Below are 2,094 nucleotides of genomic sequence, written 5' to 3'. Positions count from 1 at the left end.
ACCGCGACGCGCTCGGCGTAGCCGCCGCCCGCGAGCAGCGCGCACACCGGCTCGCCGACCTCGAGGCCGCGCACGCCCGCGCCGACCGCGGCGATCGTGCCCGAGCACTCGAGCCCGAGCACCTCCGACGCGCCCGCCGGCGGCGGGTACTTGCCCGCGGCCTGCATCACGTCGGCCCGGTTCACCGCGGTCGCGACGATGTCGATGACCACCTCGCCCCGCCCCGCGACCGGGTCCGGCGCATCCGCCCACTCGAGCGGCTCGCCCGCCGCCGCCTGCTGCATCGCCTTCATGGCGACCAGTCGATCACACCGCGGCCGGGCGCGTCAGCGCATCGCGACGGTGAGCAGCAGCGTCGCGTCGGTGAGCGCGTCGACCGCGTGCCGCGCATCGGGGATGTCGACGACGTCGCCCTGCGCGAGCTCGACCGACTCGCTCCCCCACCGCAGGCGCACGCGCCCGGAGAGCACCTGCAGCGTCGCCTCGCCGTTCGCCTCGTGCTCGTCGATGCCGTGGTCGGCGGTGAGGGCGAGCACGGTCTGCCGCAGCGAGAGGTCGCGGCCGGATCGGGTGGACTGCCCGGCGCGGCCGCTCGTCGCCTCGCGGGCGGTCGCGAGCAGCTCGTCGGCGAGCGTGGGCAGGTGCACGGCATCCATGCGCCCAGCATGCCCCGCTTCCGCGCCGCGCTCTAGCCTGGTCGCGTGAGGTGGGCATGACGGATGCGACGGGCCCGGTGCGCGGGGACGTGCCGCGCGTGCTCGCCGACGCCGCGGCCCTCGCCGCGGGGGTCGGCCGCGAGGGCGAGCGCGGCGCGGTGTGGCGCCTGACCGAGCACGAGCGGCATCTCGACGCCAACGTCATCGCGCTGCCGCCCGGCGAGCGCATCGAGCGGCACGAGGGGCCCGCGGAGGACGTGCTGTGGCATGTGCTCGCGGGGTCCGGGACGCTCGAGACCGACGGTGAGCCGGTGGAGCTGCGCGCGGGCGCGATCGTGTGGCTCCCGCGCGGATCGCGCCGGCAGGTCACCGCGGGGGCCGGGGGCCTCCGCTACCTCTCGGTGCACCGCCGCAAGGGCGGCCTGCAGGTCGGGCGGCCCGCCGAGCGCTGACGGGCCGGCGCTGACGGGCCGGCGCTGACGGGCCGGGTGGATGCGCCGGTTCAGTCGCGCGCGTCGGCGAGCGCGCGCTCGGACGCAGGCGCGGCATCCGCCCCGAGCACCGCGTCGATCGTCGTGATCGTCGCGAACCGACCCGCGAGGGCCGCGGCGGTGCGCGCGATGACCTCGGCGGCGCTCAGCTCGCCCGCGCCGTCGTGCAGGGCGAGCGGATGCGTCGCCGTCGCGTCGAGCACGACCTCGACCCGGTAGCCGAGGTCGCTCGCGAGCCGCGCGGTCGTCTCGACGCACTGCTCGGTGCGGATGCCCGCGAGCCGCACGGCGTCGACGCCGCGGTGGTCCAGCTGCTCCTGCAGATCGGTCGTCGTGAACGCGTTGTGCACGCGCTTGACGAGCACGGGCTCGCCGGGGATCGCCTCGAGCCCGTCGATGAGCCGCACGCCGCCCTGCTCGGGGTCGAACGCGCCGCCGCTGCCGGGCTCGGCGTGCAGCACCCACAGCACCGGATCGCCGGCCGCTCGGGCGTGCGCGACGAGCCGGGCGACGTCGGCGGCGATCCCCGGTTTCGAGATGCGGTGCCACTGGGGCTGCCTGCGGAACGATTCCTGCACGTCGATGACGATGAGCGCGGTGGTCATGCGCTCAGTGTGCGGCAGCGGCCGCCCCTCGCGCAGCGCGCTGCTCTGCCAAGCTCGCGCAAGATGCCGCCAGCGTCCGCGGCGTCGCCGCTCAGGCGGATGCGCGCGGTCGCGCGAGCGTGCGGGCGGCGGCCCGCGGCCACCACGCCCGCCCCGCGAGGGCACCGGCCGCGAGCGCGAGCACGGCTCCGGCGCCGACCAGCAGCCACTCCGTCGGCGCGACGCCGAGCGACTCGAGCGCGAACCAGCACGCGACCATCACGGCGACGACCGCGAGCGCCGCGGCGGTCGCGAGCGCCGCTCCGATGGCGGTCGCGGCGTGCGGTCGCGGGGCGCCTGCCC

4 protein-coding genes and 1 pseudogene are annotated in these 2,094 nt (G+C 77.3%); 1 reads left to right on the top strand and 4 read right to left on the bottom strand.

The genetic code is table 11. The features are described from left to right. Together NWP09_RS12555 and NWP09_RS12550 are read right to left on the bottom strand one after the other, a co-directional pair. Positions 1-293 (bottom strand): alcohol dehydrogenase catalytic domain-containing protein (locus tag NWP09_RS12555; protein ID WP_258275836.1); only part of this gene is annotated, 293 nt, incomplete at its 3' end. Between the two features lie 33 nt (positions 294-326). Continuing rightward, positions 327-656 carry a cupin domain-containing protein gene (locus tag NWP09_RS12550; RefSeq protein ID WP_258275835.1) on the bottom strand — a complete coding sequence of 110 codons (330 nt, stop codon included), beginning with the start codon at positions 654-656 and terminating at the stop codon, positions 327-329. A 56-nt stretch (positions 657-712) separates the two neighbouring features. Here NWP09_RS12550 and NWP09_RS12545 point away from each other — a divergent pair, with 56 nt between their 5' ends. Beyond that, entirely contained in the window at positions 713-1,108 is a 396-nt protein-coding gene (locus NWP09_RS12545) for a cupin domain-containing protein (RefSeq protein ID WP_258275834.1), read from the top strand. 50 nt (positions 1,109-1,158) lie between these two features. Here the strand turns inward: NWP09_RS12545 and NWP09_RS12540 are convergent, their stop codons facing one another. After that, a complete protein-coding gene (locus tag NWP09_RS12540) occupies positions 1,159-1,752 on the bottom strand; it encodes a cysteine hydrolase family protein (protein ID WP_258275833.1) in 594 nt (197 codons plus the stop codon). Positions 1,753-1,843: 91 nt separating this feature from the next. Further along, positions 1,844-2,094 (bottom strand): annotated as a pseudogene (locus tag NWP09_RS12535) (hypothetical protein); the annotation flags it as partial.

Source organism: Agrococcus sp. HG114 (genome assembly GCF_024723325.1).
Taxonomy (GTDB): Bacteria; Actinomycetota; Actinomycetes; order Actinomycetales; family Microbacteriaceae; genus Agrococcus.
Note: the sequence above shows the minus strand (reverse complement) of the source record. Positions and strands in the feature narration are given on the sequence as shown.

Excerpts from the sequence above, each read along its gene's own strand:
- NWP09_RS12540 (WP_258275833.1), bottom strand. The coding sequence starts at position 1,752 with ATGACCACCGCGCTCATCGTCATCGACGTGCAGGAATCGTTCCGCAGG.
- NWP09_RS12550 (WP_258275835.1), bottom strand. The coding sequence starts at position 656 with ATGGATGCCGTGCACCTGCCCACGCTCGCCGACGAGCTGCTCGCGACC.
- NWP09_RS12545 (WP_258275834.1), top strand. The coding sequence starts at position 713 with ATGACGGATGCGACGGGCCCGGTGCGCGGGGACGTGCCGCGCGTGCTC.